Source organism: Pantoea sp. ABR1s (assembly GCF_057812235.1).
This window is the reverse complement of record NZ_CM173823.1, coordinates 2970059-2985944: the sequence shown is the minus strand read 5'-3', so window position 1 is coordinate 2985944 and position 15886 is coordinate 2970059. Positions and strand designations below refer to the sequence as shown.

The following is a 15886-nucleotide window of genomic DNA, read 5'->3' as shown; positions in this document are numbered from 1 at the left end:
CAGGTTTAGTGCAGGATTTTTGCGAGGAAATCTTTAGCGCGCTCAGACTGTGGATTATTAAAGAAGTCATCTTTGTTGGTGTCTTCGATAATTTTCCCTTCATCCATAAAGATCACGCGATTGGCAACCTTACGGGCGAAGCCCATCTCATGGGTCACCACCATCATCGTCATCCCTTCCTGTGCCAGTTCAACCATCACATCCAGCACTTCGTTGATCATTTCCGGATCCAGCGCGGAGGTGGGTTCATCAAACAGCATCGCGATAGGGTCCATGCAGAGCGCTCGCGCAATCGCCACACGCTGCTGCTGACCACCTGAGAGCTGGCCGGGAAACTTCTCAGCATGGGCGGAGAGACCCACTCGCTTCAGCAGCTTCAGCCCTTTATCGCGGGCTGCAGCTTTGTCGCGCTTCAGCACTTTCACCTGCGCCAGAACCAGGTTGTTGATAATGCTCAGATGCGGAAACAGCTCGAAGTGCTGGAACACCATCCCGACCTGGCTGCGAAGCTGCGCAAGATTAGTCTTTTTGTTATTCACCTCGGTGCCGTTCACCGCAATCACGCCCTGCTGAATCGGCTCAAGGCCGTTCACCGTTTTGATCAGCGTTGATTTACCGGAGCCGGACGGGCCGCATACCACCACCACTTCACCGGTTTTGACGTCGGTTGAGCAGTCGGTCAGCACCTGAAAGTGACCATACCACTTAGAAACATTTTTCAGGCTAATCATTTAAACCGTCCTTTTTCTTTTTAGATAGCTGACCAACAGCGATGCGCTCAGGCTGATAACGAAGTAGACCAGACCTGCAAACAGAACCATTTCAACCTGGGTGCCATCACGCTCACCAATGGTGGATGCGGTACGGAAGAAGTCCGCCAGGCTTAAGACATAAACCAGCGAGGTATCCTGGAACAGCACGATACCCTGCGTCAGTAACAGCGGAACCATGGCGCGAAACGCCTGTGGCAGGATGATCAGTCGCATTGCCTGCCACTGCGTCATACCCAGCGCCAGAGCCGCACTGCCCTGTCCACGCGAGATACTGATGATGCCGGCGCGAATAATTTCAGAGTAGTACGCCGCTTCGAACAGCGAAAAGGCGACCATGGCCGAAATCAGTCGGATATCCGTTTTGGGCGACAGCCCCAGCACCTGCTGCAGAAAACTCGGCACGACCAGATAGAACCACAGCAGCACCATAACCAGCGGCACCGAGCGGAACAGGTTGACGTAAATTTTAGCGAACCAGCTGATAGGCTTAAACGTCGACAGGCGCATCACCGCCAGCAGAGTGCCCCACAGGATGCCGAAGACCACGGCGGTAATCGTGATCTTAAAGGTGATCACTAAGCCATTAAGCAGATAGGGCAGGCTGGGTGTAATCGAACTCCAGTCAAACTCGTACATTACTTGCCTCCCGCATTGCCTGGCAGCCGGACTTTGCGCTCGACCAGACTCATCAACAACATAATCACCAGGTTAATCGCAACGTAGGCCAGCGTAATAGCGGTAAAGGATTCATAGGCGTGGGCAGAATAGTCGAGCAGTTTGCCCGCCTGCGCCGCCATATCGACCAGACCAATGGTGGAGGCGATAGCGGAGTTCTTCACCAGGTTCAGCATTTCCGAGGTCATCGGCGGCACAATCACGCGATACGCATTCGGCAGCAGCACATAGCGATAGGTCTGCGGCAGGGTTAAGCCCATCGCCAGACCGGCATTCTTCTGTCCACTCGGCAGTGACTGAATCGCTGCGCGCACCTGCTCGCAGACGCGGGCGGCGGTAAACAGGCCAAGACAGATCATCGAGGAGAGGAAGAACTGAATGTTGGGATCCAGCTCAGACTTAAACCACATGCCAAGCTTTTCGCCCACCAGCTCGGGCGCTACCAGATACCAGAAGAAGAACTGGACGATCAGTGGGATGTTACGAAACAGTTCGACATAGCAGGTGCCAATGGTCGACAGCAGGCGATTAGGCACGGTGCGTAGAATGCCGAAAAATGAACCCACGCAGAAGGCGATAATCCAGGCGCAGCAGGAGACGGCAATTGTCACCTGAAAACCGGACCACAGCCAGCCGAGGTAGGTCGTGTTACCGAACGGGGCCTGTTCGAGGAATATGCCCCAGTTCCAATCGATACCCATAACGAGCTCCGGAAAAAAAGGGTAGCTAAGCTACCCTGAAGATTGATGAACGGCGTTTTATTTCCTGACTCAGGGGAACGACCCGTGTCAGTCTGTCTGTCCATGCCGCGGTTTCAGCAATCGAGAGGGCAGCCAGGCCGCCCTTGTTATACCCGTCGTCTTTCAGGCTGCATTTTTGTTGGCTACATTCACTCACCCGAATCACTTACCGGAGCAGGCTCATCGGGAGTCATTTTTCTGCTGCCTCAATGCAATCTGAAATCCATTGGGTATTTTGTTGTTAATTCAGTGCTTTATCATTTGGCGTTTTGAACAGCGCTTTCATGTCATCAGAGAGCTCAAAGTTCATGTTCAGGTTCTTTGGTGGAATCGGCTGTTTGAACCAGGTGTCGAACCATTTTTCTGCCTGGCCAGAGGTCTGGGCTTTAGCAATGGTTTCATCCACCAGGGCTTTGAACTGCGGATCATCTTTACGCAGCATGCAGCCATAGGCTTCTTTTGACTGTGGCGTGCCCAGAATTTCCCAGTTGTCCGGCTTTTTGGCTTTGGCGCGTTCGCCTGCCAGCAGGGCATCATCCATCATAAAGGCCACGGCACGACCGGTTTCCAGCGTACGGAAGGAGTCGCCGTGATCTTTTGCGCTGATGATGCGCAGATCCAGTTTCTGTTCGTCGTTGAGTTTGTGCAGCAGCACTTCAGAGGTGGTACCTGAGGTCACCACTACGGTTTTGCCTTTCAGGTCAGCGAAATCTTTGATCGGGCCATCTTTCTTAACCAGCAGACGGGTGCCGATAACAAAAATAGTGTCTGAGAAGGCGGCCTGTTTCTGGCGCTCAAGGTTATTGGTGGTCGAGCCACACTCATAATCGTAGGTGCCGTTTTGCAGCAGCGGAATACGGTTTTGTGAGGTGATCGGGATCATTTTGACCTGCAGATCAGGCTTGTTCAGCTTTGCTTTAATCGCTTCAACGATGGCGTTTGAGTAAGCCTGTGAGTAGCCGACGACTTTTTGCTGGTTGTCATAATAAGAAAAGGGAACTGATGATTCGCGATGCCCGACCACAATGACGCCATTGTCATTGATCTTCTTCAGGGTGCCGCTGAGATCTTCCGCCTGGGCCGCTCCCGCCGCTGCGCTGATCAGCAGAAGAGATAATGCCACTTTGCGTAGTTGCATGTTCCAACTCCTTCGTATGAAAAAGGCACAGGATATAACCTGCGCTGATTATGATGTTGAGTCTGTTTTCTGCTGCGTTTCTGCTCATTCTGCGGTTTAAACGGGCGCAGAAGAGTCATTAACATAGCGGATTGTTAACGCAATGAAACAAAAAAGTTTCTTTTTTGCGAGGTGATACGCACCAAAAAAAGGCAATTTTTTCACCCTGCGCGTTAATGGTGCAGCAGCGTCAATTGTTTTGGTGCAACCCGCCCGGCATCAGCGCCTGCAATCAGCCTGTTTGCGAAAAGCAGTGAAACATTTTGCAATCATCGTGCCAGAAAGAGGTTATGAGTTAGAAAGACAGCAGAGTGTGCGGCGTGGGGAGTGAAAAAAACCGGAGAGTCACCATGAAAAAGGCGAAGCACGTGCTTCGCCTTCAGTGAGCACAGGAGGGGAGGTTATCGACGACGGCGCAGGAGTGCTATCACCGCCGCCAGCAGCGTCAGTGACCATACTGGCCAGATGCCAGCCCGCGCATAAGGGGTTTCTCCCCGCGTTGGCGTAACCTTGCTGGTCAGCACATCGCGGGTAAACTGCGGCAGCATGGCTTCCACATCACCACTGGCATTGACCACCGCCGTCACACCATTATTGGTGCTGCGCAACAGCGGACGTCCCAGCTCCAGCGCACGCATCCTCGCCATCTGGAAGTGCTGCCATGGGCCGATAGAGTGACCAAACCAGGCATCGTTCGAAACGGTCAACAGGAAGTTGGTGTCAGGATGGAAGTTGGCCCGCACCTGTTCTCCCAGCACGATCTCATAACAGATGGCGCTGGTCAGGTTATAGCCCGCCACGCTAAGTTGCGGCTGGAGGTAGTTGCCACGACTGAAGGCCGACATCGGCAGATCGAAGAACGGGGCCAGCGGACGCAGCAGATCGGCCAGCGGCACAAATTCGCCAAATGGCACCAGGTGATTCTTCTGGTAACGATTGCCGCTGAAGTAGTTGTATGGCGCTTTACCGCCCAGCACGATCACGGTGTTGTAATCGTGATATCGGTTCTGCTCCAGCCGGGAGTCCACAATGCCGGTGATCAGCGAGCTGCCGCGCTCACGCAGTTCGTCATCCAGCGAACGCAGGAACGGCTGCTGATTACTCTCCAGATCGGTAATTGCCGATTCAGGCCAGATAATAATCGGCGCTTTGCCCATCAGCGGCTGACTCAGACCATTGTAAATGCGCAGGGTAGTGAGCAGCTGCTGCGGATCCCACTTCATCGATTGCGGAATGTTCCCCTGGACCAGCGCCACCTCGACGGCCCGCTCGGGCATCGGCTGAACCCACTGGATGTAGCGCAACGGCCATGGCAATGCCAGCAGCAGCAGCGCTGCTACCAGACTTCTGACGTTGCGCTGTTGCAGGGCATAAGCCAGCAGGCCAGCCACCACCATCAGCAGGAAGGTCAGCGTCTCTACGCCCGCCAGTGGGGCCAGGCCTTTTAACGGGCCATCGATCTGGCTGTAACCAAACTGCAGCCACGGAAAGCCGGTCAGCACCCAGCCGCGCAGGAACTCGGTGATCTGCCACAATGCCGGTGCCGCCAGCGCCAGGCGCCACAGCGTCGTTCGCGGCCAGATGCGATTCAGTACGCCGGCAAACAGCGCCGGGTAGATCGCCAGATAAGCCGCCAGCAGCGCTACGATAAAGACATTGACCGGGCCAGGCATGCCGCCAAAGGTGGCGACACTGACATAAACCCAGTTGATGCCACTGCCGAACAGACCTAAACCCCAGACAAACCCAATGGCGCTGGCCTGCGGGCTGGAGCGGTTAAGAGTCAGCAGCTGTAAGCCACACAGCGAGAGCAGTGCAGCGGGCCAGAAATCGTAGGGAGAAAAGGCGAGGGTGCCAAGTGCACCCGTTATTAAAGCCAGCAGCAGGCGAACCCGCTGACGCGGGTAGAGTGAGGCTAAAGCCATAGACTTATTCGTCTTCCAGTTGAGGTTGTGGCGAATTTTCCGGAATAGTCACGTGAACCTGGATGATGCGGCGGCTGTCAGCCATCGCCACCTTGAACTGGTAACCCTCAATCTCGATGCTTTCACCGCGAGCGGGCAGATGACCGAAGCCCTGCATTACCAGACCACCGATGGTGTCGACTTCATCGTCACTGAACTGGGTGCCAAACACCTCGTTGAAATCTTCAATGGCGGTCAGTGCACGCACGGTAAAGGTGTGACGGTTGAGCTGACGGATATCACGATCTTCTTCGTCGTCATACTCATCTTCAATTTCACCGACGATCAGCTCCAGGATGTCTTCAATGGTCACCAGACCGGAGACACCGCCAAACTCATCAATGACGATCGCCATATGGTAACGCTGGGAGCGGAACTCTTTCAGCATCCGGTCAACACGCTTACTTTCAGGCACAACCACCGCAGGACGCAGCACTTTCTCAATGCTGAAAGGCTCAGATTCGCTGCTCATAAACGGCAGCAGATCTTTCGCCATCAGAATCCCTTCCACATGATCTTTATCTTCGCTGATCACCGGGAAACGAGAATGGGCGGATTCGATGATGACATCCAGGCACTCTTCGAGGCTCTGATTACGTTTCAGGGTGATCATTTGCGAGCGCGGGATCATGATGTCACGCACGCGCTGCTCCGCAATATCCAGTACCCCTTCGAGCATGTCGCGGGTGTCCTGGTCAATCAGCTCTTTGTTATTCGAGTCGCGGATCAGCTCCAGTAGCTCATCACGGCTTTTTGGTTCACCGTGAAAGAGTTGGTTGATCAACAGGGAGAAAAATCCCTTTTTACTACTGGGTGCATCGCTGTTTTGAGAATGGTCGTCGCTCATGGCGGTTTTTAAAGATCTCTCTGGTGAGGAATGGGTGCTGTCAGTAGCCTGTACTGACAGCAGGATTGACTGAATTCAGGATTCAGGCGTCTTCTTTCTCCGAAATGTACGGATCAGGATACTCAAGAGCAAGCATTATCTCGGTCTCCAGCCCTTCCATCTCGTCCGCTTCGTCGTCTTCAATATGGTCGTAACCCAGCAGATGCAGCGTGCCGTGTACCACCATATGTGCCCAGTGGGCCTCAACGCTTTTACCCTGTTCAGCGGCTTCCTGCTCAACGACCTGGCGGCAGATGATCAGATCGCCCAGCAGCGGCAGCTCAATGCCCGGCGGTGCTTCAAACGGGAAAGAGAGGACGTTGGTCGGCTTGTCTTTGCCGCGATAAGTCAGATTAAGCTCATGACTCTCCGCTTCATCAACCAGACGCACTGTAACTTCGCTTTCGGGCTGAAAAGGGGTGACAGCCGCGGACAGCCAGCGATGAAACTGGCTTTCATCAGGCAGGTCAGCGGTGTTGTCACAGGCGACCTGCAGGTCGAGAATCACCTCGCTCATTTGCTCTCCTGCGTGGCGCTCTGTGCAGCCAGTGCTTCACGTTTACGCTCTTCGGCCTGCTGGTCACGACGGGTCTGATCGGCCGCTTCCCAGGCTTCATAGGCGGTGACAATGCGGGCAACCACCGGATGGCGCACCACATCTTCGCTGTGGAAGAAGTTGAAGCTGATCTCTTCAACGTCCGCCAGCACCTCAATGGCATGACGCAGGCCTGACTTGACGTGACGCGGCAGGTCAATCTGGGTAACGTCGCCGGTAATCACCGCTTTAGAGTTAAAGCCGATACGCGTCAGGAACATTTTCATCTGCTCGATGGTGGTGTTCTGGCTCTCATCAAGAATGATAAACGCATCGTTCAGGGTACGACCACGCATGTAGGCCAGCGGGGCGACTTCAATGACGTTGCGCTCCATCAGCTTTTCCACCCGCTCGAAGCCGAGCATTTCGAACAGCGCATCGTAGAGCGGACGCAGATAAGGGTCGACTTTCTGGCTCAGATCGCCTGGCAGAAAGCCCAGCTTTTCACCCGCTTCGACGGCAGGGCGGGTCAGCATGATGCGGCGAATCTCCTGACGCTCCAGCGCATCCACTGCCGCGGCTACCGCCAGATAGGTTTTACCGGTACCCGCCGGGCCGACACCAAAGGTGATATCGTGGTCGAGCACATTAGCGATGTACTGGGCCTGGTTTGGAGTGCGCGGCTTGATCACACCGCGCTTGGTCTTGATATTGACCGCTTTACCATACTCCGGCACGCTCTCAGCGGTTTGCTCCAGTACCCGGCTCTCTTTGATCGCCAGGTGAATCTGATCAGGCTCAATATCCGGGATGTCGCCACGCACAGGCGCGGTATCGACATAGAGGGTTTTCAGAATATCTGCTGCGGCATTGACGCAAAGTGGACGTCCTGACAGCTTAAAAACGTTGTCGCGACGATTGATCTCAATGCCCAGACGACGCTCAAGCTGTTTTACATTATCGTCGAAAGGCCCACACAGGCTCATCAGACGACGGTTATCAGCCGGTTCAAGGGCGATTTCACGAGTTTCGATATTCAAACGAATCCTTTGGGTCACTCAGGGCCAGTTATGGGATGTGTCTGACGCACCGTTAAACTTAACCGGATGCACCATAACGAAATTATTTATGCCGTAACGCCTGGGCGCAAGCTTATGGAGAGATATTTGGGCGACACTTTCAGAAAGCAAGTGGTGCAAAGTGAAATTGGCGGCAACGCGATGCGCGCTGCCGCACAGTAAAGCGGGCATCACGGCTGGAACAGACTCACGCCGATTTCATTTTCTTTACGGGTACGGGCGATCACGGACGCCGGGCTTTCCGCCATGCGCAGCCCCATCTCGTCTTCAGTACGCACCAGTTTGCCGCGCAGCGAGTTGGTGTAGACATCAACAATCTCAACATCCACAAAGCGGCCGATCATTTCAGGCGAGCCTTCGAAATTCACCACGCGGTTATTTTCGGTGCGGCCAGAGACTTCCATCACGTTCTTGCGGGAGATGCCTTCCACCAGAATACGCTGCACTGTGCCCACCATGCGGCGACTGATCGCCTGCGCCTGCTGGTTAATGCGGTCCTGCAGGATCCACAGACGCTGCTTTTTCTCCTCTTCGCTGACATCATCCGGCAGGTCAGCGGCGGGCGTGCCGGGACGGGCAGAGTAGATAAAGCTGAAGCTGACGTCGAAATTGATCTCGGCGATAAGCTTCATGGTCTGCTCGAAATCCTGCTGAGTTTCACCGGGGAAACCAATGATGAAGTCAGAGCTGATTTCAATATCCGGGCGCGCCGCGCGCAGCTTGCGGATAATCGCCTTATACTCCAGCGCGGTATGAGCACGCTTCATCAGCGTCAGAATACGGTCTGATCCACTCTGAACCGGCAGGTGCAGGAAGCTCACCAGTTCCGGCGTATCGCGGTAGACCTCGATGATGTCATCGGTGAACTCAATCGGGTGGCTGGTGGTGAAGCGAATGCGGTCGATACCGTCGATGGCGGCGACCAGGCGCAGCAGCTCAGCGAAGGTACAGATTTCACCATCAAAGGTGGCACCACGATAGGCGTTAACGTTCTGGCCAAGCAGGTTAACTTCACGCACGCCCTGCGCCGCCAGCTGAGCGATCTCCAGCAGAATGTCATCGCTGGGACGGCTCACTTCCTCGCCACGGGTGTAAGGCACCACGCAGAAAGTACAATATTTGTTGCAGCCTTCCATGATGGAGACAAAGGCAGTCGGGCCGTCTGCGCGCGGTTCCGGCAGGCGATCAAATTTCTCGATTTCCGGGAAGCTGATGTCGACCACCGGGCTTTTGGTGCCGCGCACGGTGTTGATCATCTCCGGCAGGCGGTGCAGTGTCTGCGGACCAAAAACGATATCCACGCAGGGCGCACGCTGGCGGATATGATCCCCTTCCTGCGACGCCACGCAGCCGCCCACGCCGATAATCACATCCGGGTTGCGCTCTTTGAGTTTTCTCCAGCGTCCCAGCAGGTGGAATACTTTCTCCTGCGCTTTCTCACGAATAGAACAGGTGTTAAGCAGCAGAATATCCGCCTCTTCAGGAACCTCGGTCAGCGTATAGCCGTGCGTACTGTTCAGCAGATCAGACATCTTGGATGAATCATACTCATTCATCTGACATCCCCAGGTTTTGATATGCAGTTTTTTTGTCATCGCGCTAACCATTGATTCAGTGCAGTGAAGTGCGGGGCGCGTATTGTAATGCTTTGATGCTGTTGTGACCAGCCTCAGGGCTTTTCTGCCAGCAATCCGGTTTTCCGGTACACTTTGCTTTATTCAGACCCGTGTTGCGCAGGCTGGCGGGAATAAGAGAGGGACATAAGCAATGCAGGATAATCAGTTTGATGTAGTGATTGTTGGCGGTGGCATGGTCGGTGCGGCGCTGGCATGTGGACTGACGCAGCAACATTTTCGCGTTGCGGTAATTGAGCGTGCCGAACCCGCGCCTTTTGATGCCGACAGCGATCCCGATCTGCGAATTTCGGCGATTGGGTCATCCTCGGTGGGGTTGCTGAAGCAGCTCAACGTCTGGCCACGGGTAGAGGCGATGCGCAGCGCGCCCTATCGCAGGCTGGAAACCTGGGAGTGGCAGACGGCGCAGGTGAGTTTTGATGCGGCCTCGCTGGGGCTGCCCGAGCTGGGCTTTATGGTCGAGAACAGCGTGCTTCAGCGGGCGCTATGGGAGGAGATGCAGTCGCTGGGCGTGACCTGCTATTGCCCGGCCACACTGGAGAACCTGCAGCCAGAAAATGGCGGCTGGCGCATCGACCTCAACGACGGCGTTGCCTTACACGCCCGCCTGGTGGTTGGGGCTGATGGCGCGAACTCTCAGGTGCGACAGATGGCCGGGATCGGTATTCATGGCTGGAGCTATGCGCAATCCTGTTTACTGATCAGCGTGACCTGCGAACATCCGGCAGGCGATGCGACCTGGCAGCACTTTACGCCTCAGGGACCGCGCGCCTTCTTGCCGCTGTATGGCAACCGGGCCTCGCTGGTCTGGTATGACGCGCCTGCAAGAGTCCGGCAGCTACAGGCGATGCCGATGGCCCAGCTGGAAAAAGAGATAGCCAGCCATTTCCCGGCGCGGCTGGGACGTTTTAAAGCCCATGCGGCGGGCGGCTTCCCGCTGGTACGGCGTCACGCTTCACGGTATGTCCTGCCAGGACTGGCGCTGGTCGGTGATGCCGCGCATACCATTAATCCGCTGGCCGGGCAGGGCGTGAATCTGGGCTATCGCGATATTGATGCGTTGATTAATGTGCTGGTCAGCGCACGCGGTGCGGCGGAAGATTGGGCATCCGAGCGCGTATTGCAGCGCTATCACCGGCAACGTCGTAAAGACAATATGCTGATGCAGGGCGGTATGGATCTGTTCTATTTTGCCTTCAGCAATCAGCTGGCACCGCTGCGGTTTGCACGTAATCTCGGATTGATTGCCGCCGAACATTCCGGGGTACTGAAGCGGCAGGTATTGCGCTACGCGCTGGGGTTATAGCAGATTGCGCATGTCGGCTCGCCGCACGGCGGGCCTGCAATCAGGAAGGGGAACGACAAAAACAACAAAGCCCGCAAAAGCGGGCCAGGTTGTGCAATTTGGCTGGGGTGCAGGGATTCGAACCCCGGAATGCTGGTATCAGAAACCAGTGCCTTACCGCTTGGCGACACCCCAATAATGGTGTTTTTCAAATTGTCTTTTGTATGGCTGGGGTGCAGGGATTCGAACCCCGGAATGCTGGTATCAGAAACCAGTGCCTTACCGCTTGGCGACACCCCAATTATATGGTGGCTACGACGGGAATCGAACCTGTGACCCCAGCATTATGAGTGCTGTGCTCTAACCAGCTGAGCTACGTAGCCAAATTGTACTGCATTTCAATGATGGCTGGGATACCTGGATTCGAACCAGGGAATGCCGGTATCAAAAACCGGTGCCTTACCGCTTGGCGATATCCCATTCGTCCGTTCTCAGCCTCGAGAATCATCGAAATTGGCTGGGATACCTGGATTCGAACCAGGGAATGCCGGTATCAAAAACCGGTGCCTTACCGCTTGGCGATATCCCATCCACGCTGCCGAATAATGAAATGGTGCGGGAGGCGAGACTTGAACTCGCACACCTTGCGGCGCCAGAACCTAAATCTGGTGCGTCTACCAATTTCGCCACTCCCGCAAAAAAAGATGGTGGCTACGACGGGAATCGAACCTGTGACCCCAGCATTATGAGTGCTGTGCTCTAACCAGCTGAGCTACGTAGCCATCTTTTTTTCGCGTTACCTTCATCGGCGTTGCGGGGCGCATTATGCGGAGTTGACCAGACAGCGTCAACAATTTTTTTACCGTTTTTTGCCAGATAATCGCTGTTTGACTGGCTTATAACCAGCCTGGGTGTTTATTCGGCAATTTTTCAGTGAATACAACGCTAATCGTAAAAAAAATGGGCCGCAGCGGGCCCATTCTGGTTGCTTTCAGCCGGCTTATTTATAGGCTGACTGATGCACACCCACGGCACGACCAGAGGGATCGTCCATGTTTTTAAACGCTTCATCCCATTCAATCGCTTTAGCTGAAGAACAGGCGACTGATGGACCGCCAGGCACACACTCTGCCGCGCTCGCCAACGGGAACAGCTCTTCAAAGATCTCACGATAGAGATAGGCTTCTTTCGAACCTGGCGTGTTGAACGGGAAGCGGAAGTGAGCGGTAGCCAGCTGCTGATCGCTGATTTGCTTCGCAGCCACTTCTTTCAGTGAGTCGATCCAGCTGTAACCCACGCCATCCGAGAACTGCTCTTTCTGACGCCACGCCACGCTCTCCGGCAGGTAAGAGGAGAAACATTCACGCAGAATGTGCTTCTCCATTTTACCGTTGCTGCCGCACATTTTATCGGCCGGGTTGATTCGCATCGCCACATCCAGGAATTTTTTATCCAGGAACGGTACGCGGGCTTCAACGCCCCAGGCGGACATCGCTTTGTTGGCACGGGCGCAGTCGAACATATGCAGCGCCTGCAGTTTACGTACGTTTTCTTCGTGGAACTCTTTGGCGTTTGGCGCCTTGTGGAAATAGAGATAGCCGCCGAAGACTTCATCTGCGCCTTCGCCCGACAGCACCATCTTAATGCCCATCGCTTTAATTTTACGTGACATTAAGTACATTGGCGTAGAGGCACGAATGGTGGTGACGTCATAGGTTTCAATGTGATAAATCACATCGCGAATGGCATCCAGACCTTCCTGCACGGTGAAATGAATTTCATGGTGTACGGTGCCCAGATGCTCCGCCACCGATTTCGCCGCTTTTAAGTCGGGTGAACCTTCCAGCCCTACCGCGAAGGAGTGCAGCTGTGGCCACCACGCATCACTTTTATCCTGATCTTCAACCCGCTTCGCCGCGTAACGCTTGGTCACGGCTGAAATGATGGAAGAGTCCAGACCGCCTGACAGCAGCACGCCGTAAGGCACATCTGACATCAGGTGGCTTTTCACGGACTCTTCCAGCGCATGTTTCAGGCCAGCGGCGTCGGTGGTGTTGTGCTCAACGTTTTTATATTCCATCCAGTCGCGCTGCCAGTAACGGCGGATCTCGCCATCGGTGCTGGAGAGGTAGCTTCCCGGCGGGAACTCTTTGATTGAACGGCAGGCAGGCACCAGCGCTTTCATTTCTGAAGCAACAAACAGGTTGCCATGCTCATCGTTACCCATATAGAGCGGGATGATGCCGATGTGGTCGCGACCAATCAGGTACGTTTTTTTAACGGTGTCATAGAGGATAAAGGCGAACATGCCTTCCAGCTCATCGAGGAAATCGACACCTTTCTCCTGATAGAGCGCCAGAATCACTTCACAGTCAGAACCGGTCTGAAACGCGTAACGATCGCTGAGTTCAGCGCGCAGTGCCTGATGGTTATAAATTTCGCCGTTAACTGCCAGTACGTGGGTGTGATCGGCGTTGTACAGCGGCTGTGCGCCATTGTTAACGTCAACAATGGAGAGACGTTCATGCGCCAGAATAGCATGGTCATCGGCGTAGACGCCTGACCAGTCCGGGCCGCGATGACGCATTAAGCGTGAACATTCCAGCGCTTTTTTGCGCAGCTCAACAGGATCGGTTTTCAGATCCAGCACACCAAAAATTGAACACATAACTGACTCCTGAGCTCACCTTACGGCGATGTTATCTTTTGCGTTTGTCCGGCAGCCTGATGCTGCGTAATACATAAGAAAATGCGCTATTTGGTGCATTCAATGCAAGAGGAATCGTGATTTACTGATAAAAAGATTGCTTGCATGGCAATAAAATTGAATAAACGATAATTTTAAAGCCGATTAGTTGATGGATCAGCAATAAAATGGCTTTTTCGAGCAGAAATCAGACAGTAAAAGTGGGAGATATAGCGCAAAAAGGGGTGACGCATCACAGAATAGCCGGATGCGTCATAAGAGAAATGAATCAGAACAGGTCAATATCGGCCACAGAAGGGTAGATCCAGTCCGGACGGAACGGCATGGCATCGATATCACTCAGCGTCGAGACGCCGGAGAGCACCAGCACAGTCTCCAGACCCGCCTGAAAACCGGCCAGAATATCGGTTCGCAGATTGTCACCGACAATCACGGTCTCTTCCGAGTGGGCCTGCATTTTGTTCAGCGCGGCGCGCATGATGTAGGGGCTGGGCTTGCCGACAACAAACGGGCGACGGCCTGATATCTTCTCAATACCCGCACAGAGTGCGCCACAGGCAGGAATAAAACCGCGCGCATGGGTATCCGGATTGGTGGCAATAAAGCGAGCGCCATTAGCCACGAAGAAAGCCGCTTTATGCATCATGTCCCAGTTAAACGAGCGCGTCTCTCCGACAATGACAAAATCGGGATTCACATCGGTAATGGTAAAGCCCGCTTTGTAGAGTTCATGAATCAGTGCGCCCTCACCAATCACATACGCCTTTTTGCCCTCCTGACGGCGCAGGAAGTCGGCGGTTGCCATTGCGGAGGTATAGAAAACGGAGTCGGGCACCTCGACACCGGCCGAGGCAAAGCGGTTTGCCAGATCCTGCTCGGTTTGCGAGGGATAGTTCGTCAGCACCACCAGCGGCATCTCTTTGGCCAGAATGCGCTGTAAAAACTCCTGTGCGCCGGGAACGGCCGTGTTGTCGTGCATCAGCACGCCATCGATATCACAAATTACGCTTTTAATGGTCATAGTCAGATCCGATATGGCCCGCCACAGCAGCGGGTTAGCTTAGAGCCTATCCCATTAGGCTATTTTATTTGTCATTCTGAACCTGGGCAGTGCTCACAATCCTCACGTACTACGTGTACGCTCCGGTTGTTCCGCGCTGTCCGTGTCCAGACTGCCTGCACCAATTACGCCTACTGGGATAGGCTCTTAGTCTTCCAGAAGATGTTGCAGCAGAATGCCGTTAAGCATGGCACGTTTAGCGAGCGCAAAGGCGCCAATAGCGGAACGATGATCCAGGGTGGAACGCACGACCGGCAGATTTTTACGGAAGGCCTCTAATGCCTGAGTATTAATGCAGCCCTCAATCGCGGGCAGCAGCACTTTTTCTGCTTCAGTGATCTCACCCGCCAGCACCACTTTTTGCGGATTAAACAGGTTGATCGCAATCGCGATAGCTTTGCCAAGATAACGGCCAACGTGTTCAACCACTTCGCAGGCCAGTGCATCACCCTGATTGGCCGCTTTGCAGATGTGAGATATCTGGCACGCCTCCAGCGTCAGTACGCTGGGATAGCCCTGATTCAGCAGATGGCGTACCCGATTTTCAATGGCGCCGTTGGCAGCAATAGTTTCAAGGCAGCCAAAGTTGCCGCAGTGACAGCGCTCGCCAAGCGGGTCGACCTGAATGTGGCCGATCTCGCCAACGTTGCCGTTGCTGCCGAGAAAAATATGGCCGTTGGCAATAATGCCGGCGCCCGTGCCACGGTGTAAACGCACCAGAATCGAGTCAGCACAGTCGCGGCTTGCACCGAAATAGTGCTCAGCCAGCGCCAGGCTGCGAATATCATGACCCACAAAACTGGTAACGTTAAAACGTTTTTTCAGGCTGGCGACCAGCGGCCAGCGGCTGACAGAGATGTGTGGCATATAGCGGATCACGCCGTTAATCGGATCGACCAGCCCTGGCAGGATCACTGAAATCGCGATCAGCTCGCGAATTTTACGCTGGTGCTGCTCAATGAAGCTGCTGATGGCGTTAAACAGCGCATGTTCCAGCGTCTCCTGAGTGCGTTCCGGCAGCGCATAATCTTCCTGCGCCAGCGATTTACCGCTGAGGTCAAACAGAGTCAGGGTGGCGTCGTTGCGTCCGAGGCGGACGCCGATGGTATGGAAATGGCGGGTTTCAGTGATGATGGAGATGGCGCGGCGACCACCGGTAGACGCCTGCTGGTCTACCTCTTTGATCAGGCCGCGCTCAATCAACTGACGGGTAATTTTGGTGACGCTGGCGGGCGCGAGCTGGCTAAGTTCGGCAATCTGAATGCGCGATATCGGCCCCTGTTGATCAATCAGCCGGTAAACCGCTGCGCTATTGAGTTGCTTAACAAGATCGACATTTCCTATTTGTGACTGGCCGCCAGTGGTCATTCA

Annotated in this window: 13 protein-coding genes and 7 tRNA genes; 1 reads left to right on the top strand and 19 read right to left on the bottom strand. The window is 54.5% G+C overall.

Annotated elements, in window-relative coordinates; genetic code table 11:
- Window positions 1–5: 5 nt before the first annotated feature.
- The 9 genes from ACXKZD_RS14095 to miaB form a co-directional block, all read right to left on the bottom strand.
- On the bottom strand, window positions 6–731 hold the full coding sequence (locus tag ACXKZD_RS14095) for an amino acid ABC transporter ATP-binding protein (protein ID WP_010258962.1): 726 nt from the start codon (window positions 729–731) through the stop codon (window positions 6–8).
- The gene (gene gltK, locus ACXKZD_RS14090; RefSeq protein ID WP_010258961.1) at window positions 732–1409 is read right to left on the bottom strand and encodes a glutamate/aspartate ABC transporter permease GltK; all 678 of its coding nucleotides are present in this window, start codon (window positions 1407–1409) and stop codon (window positions 732–734) included.
- On the bottom strand, window positions 1409–2149 hold the full coding sequence (locus tag ACXKZD_RS14085) for an amino acid ABC transporter permease (RefSeq protein WP_010258960.1): 741 nt from the start codon (window positions 2147–2149) through the stop codon (window positions 1409–1411). The genes gltK and ACXKZD_RS14085 overlap by 1 nt, the downstream gene beginning before the upstream one ends.
- Before the next feature lie 280 nt (window positions 2150–2429).
- Entirely contained in the window at window positions 2430–3326 is an 897-nt protein-coding gene (locus tag ACXKZD_RS14080; RefSeq protein ID WP_010258958.1) for an amino acid ABC transporter substrate-binding protein, read from the bottom strand.
- Between the two features lie 440 nt (window positions 3327–3766).
- Window positions 3767–5290: an apolipoprotein N-acyltransferase gene (lnt, locus tag ACXKZD_RS14075; protein WP_488981688.1), complete on the bottom strand. Its 1524-nt coding sequence runs from the start codon at window positions 5288–5290 to the stop codon at window positions 3767–3769.
- Between the two features lie 4 nt (window positions 5291–5294).
- A complete protein-coding gene (gene corC, locus ACXKZD_RS14070; protein ID WP_008925004.1) occupies window positions 5295–6176 on the bottom strand; it encodes a CNNM family magnesium/cobalt transport protein CorC in 882 nt (293 codons plus the stop codon).
- 82 nt (window positions 6177–6258) lie between these two features.
- Window positions 6259–6732 carry an rRNA maturation RNase YbeY gene (gene ybeY / locus ACXKZD_RS14065; RefSeq protein WP_346437955.1) on the bottom strand — a complete coding sequence of 158 codons (474 nt, stop codon included), beginning with the start codon at window positions 6730–6732 and terminating at the stop codon, window positions 6259–6261.
- Window positions 6729–7790: a PhoH family protein gene (locus ACXKZD_RS14060; RefSeq protein ID WP_010258952.1), complete on the bottom strand. Its 1062-nt coding sequence runs from the start codon at window positions 7788–7790 to the stop codon at window positions 6729–6731. The genes ybeY and ACXKZD_RS14060 overlap by 4 nt, the downstream gene beginning before the upstream one ends.
- A 209-nt stretch (window positions 7791–7999) precedes the next feature.
- Window positions 8000–9424: a tRNA (N6-isopentenyl adenosine(37)-C2)-methylthiotransferase MiaB gene (gene miaB / locus ACXKZD_RS14055; RefSeq protein WP_331843044.1), complete on the bottom strand. Its 1425-nt coding sequence runs from the start codon at window positions 9422–9424 to the stop codon at window positions 8000–8002.
- 172 nt (window positions 9425–9596) lie between these two features.
- Between miaB and ubiF the strand changes: the two genes are divergently transcribed.
- Entirely contained in the window at window positions 9597–10769 is a 1173-nt protein-coding gene (ubiF, locus tag ACXKZD_RS14050; protein ID WP_022626049.1) for a 3-demethoxyubiquinol 3-hydroxylase, read from the top strand.
- 99 nt (window positions 10770–10868) lie between these two features.
- Here ubiF and ACXKZD_RS14045 read toward each other — a convergent pair.
- From ACXKZD_RS14045 to nagC, 10 genes are all read right to left on the bottom strand, one after another.
- A tRNA-Gln gene (locus tag ACXKZD_RS14045) sits at window positions 10869–10943 on the bottom strand.
- Window positions 10944–10973: 30 nt separating this feature from the next.
- Window positions 10974–11048, bottom strand: a tRNA-Gln gene (locus ACXKZD_RS14040).
- Window positions 11049–11054: 6 nt separating this feature from the next.
- Window positions 11055–11131, bottom strand: a tRNA-Met gene (locus tag ACXKZD_RS14035).
- A gap of 22 nt (window positions 11132–11153) precedes the next feature.
- Window positions 11154–11228 (bottom strand) — tRNA-Gln (locus ACXKZD_RS14030).
- A gap of 34 nt (window positions 11229–11262) precedes the next feature.
- Window positions 11263–11337: transfer RNA gene (locus tag ACXKZD_RS14025), tRNA-Gln, on the bottom strand.
- A 22-nt stretch (window positions 11338–11359) separates the two neighbouring features.
- Window positions 11360–11444: transfer RNA gene (locus ACXKZD_RS14020), tRNA-Leu, on the bottom strand.
- Window positions 11445–11453: 9 nt separating this feature from the next.
- Window positions 11454–11530, bottom strand: a tRNA-Met gene (locus tag ACXKZD_RS14015).
- A gap of 218 nt (window positions 11531–11748) precedes the next feature.
- Complete coding sequence (gene asnB, locus ACXKZD_RS14010; protein ID WP_010671283.1) at window positions 11749–13416, bottom strand: asparagine synthase B; 1668 nt, start codon at window positions 13414–13416, stop codon at window positions 11749–11751.
- Window positions 13417–13723: 307 nt separating this feature from the next.
- On the bottom strand, window positions 13724–14476 hold the full coding sequence (locus ACXKZD_RS14005) for an HAD-IIA family hydrolase (RefSeq protein ID WP_010260664.1): 753 nt from the start codon (window positions 14474–14476) through the stop codon (window positions 13724–13726).
- 186 nt (window positions 14477–14662) lie between these two features.
- Window positions 14663–15883 carry a DNA-binding transcriptional regulator NagC gene (gene nagC, locus ACXKZD_RS14000; protein WP_010260667.1) on the bottom strand — a complete coding sequence of 407 codons (1221 nt, stop codon included), beginning with the start codon at window positions 15881–15883 and terminating at the stop codon, window positions 14663–14665.
- Window positions 15884–15886: the final 3 nt, after the last annotated feature.

Bases quoted from the DNA above. Each gene is read 5' to 3' on its own strand.
- ubiF (WP_022626049.1), top strand. From the start codon at position 9,597: ATGCAGGATAATCAGTTTGATGTAGTGATTGTTGGCGGTGGCATGGTC.
- ACXKZD_RS14095 (WP_010258962.1), bottom strand. From the start codon at position 731: ATGATTAGCCTGAAAAATGTTTCTAAGTGGTATGGTCACTTTCAGGTG.
- ACXKZD_RS14005 (WP_010260664.1), bottom strand. From the start codon at position 14,476: ATGACCATTAAAAGCGTAATTTGTGATATCGATGGCGTGCTGATGCAC.
- nagC (WP_010260667.1), bottom strand. From the start codon at position 15,883: ATGACCACTGGCGGCCAGTCACAAATAGGAAATGTCGATCTTGTTAAG.
- gltK (WP_010258961.1), bottom strand. From the start codon at position 1,409: ATGTACGAGTTTGACTGGAGTTCGATTACACCCAGCCTGCCCTATCTG.
- asnB (WP_010671283.1), bottom strand. From the start codon at position 13,416: ATGTGTTCAATTTTTGGTGTGCTGGATCTGAAAACCGATCCTGTTGAG.
- corC (WP_008925004.1), bottom strand. From the start codon at position 6,176: ATGAGCGACGACCATTCTCAAAACAGCGATGCACCCAGTAGTAAAAAG.
- miaB (WP_331843044.1), bottom strand. From the start codon at position 9,424: ATGACAAAAAAACTGCATATCAAAACCTGGGGATGTCAGATGAATGAG.
- ACXKZD_RS14080 (WP_010258958.1), bottom strand. From the start codon at position 3,326: ATGCAACTACGCAAAGTGGCATTATCTCTTCTGCTGATCAGCGCAGCG.
- ybeY (WP_346437955.1), bottom strand. From the start codon at position 6,732: ATGAGCGAGGTGATTCTCGACCTGCAGGTCGCCTGTGACAACACCGCT.
- ACXKZD_RS14085 (WP_010258960.1), bottom strand. From the start codon at position 2,149: ATGGGTATCGATTGGAACTGGGGCATATTCCTCGAACAGGCCCCGTTC.
- lnt (WP_488981688.1), bottom strand. From the start codon at position 5,290: ATGGCTTTAGCCTCACTCTACCCGCGTCAGCGGGTTCGCCTGCTGCTG.